We start from the raw sequence: 303 nt of genomic DNA, 5'->3' as shown, positions 1-303 counted from the left end.
GTGTACATAAAGGTGATGATTATATACTTCCCTTGAAATTTTGAGATAGAGTACGTGTCTGCTCTACTATCCTCAAGGGTTACTTCAGGGAATTGTGGCTGTGTTTCAACTAATTGATAGATCCTTGCTGTTTCAGCAGTGTACGCGCGAAAACCATCCGTTCCAATGTAAAATAACGCAATTCCGAAAATGAACACGACTATGGTAGATAATAGCGTGCGTTTATCCTTGATCATCATGACCACTTCCTACTAAATATTAATTAAGGGGTAGGTGCTCTAATATATTGTAGAACAGTCTACC

The 303-nt window shown here is 38.6% G+C and carries 1 protein-coding gene; it reads right to left on the bottom strand.

Annotated elements, in window-relative coordinates; translation table 11 throughout:
• On the bottom strand, window positions 1-239 hold a 239-nt coding region (locus tag AOA61_RS31955), incomplete at its 3' end, for a hypothetical protein (protein WP_218197390.1).
• Window positions 240-303 lie beyond the last annotated feature (64 nt).

Source organism: Pseudomonas sp. 2995-1 (genome assembly GCF_002742505.1).
GTDB lineage: Bacteria > Pseudomonadota > Gammaproteobacteria > Pseudomonadales > Pseudomonadaceae > Aquipseudomonas > Aquipseudomonas sivasensis.
The sequence above is the reverse complement of the archived record's forward strand: the minus strand, read 5'-3'. Positions and strand labels throughout refer to the sequence as shown.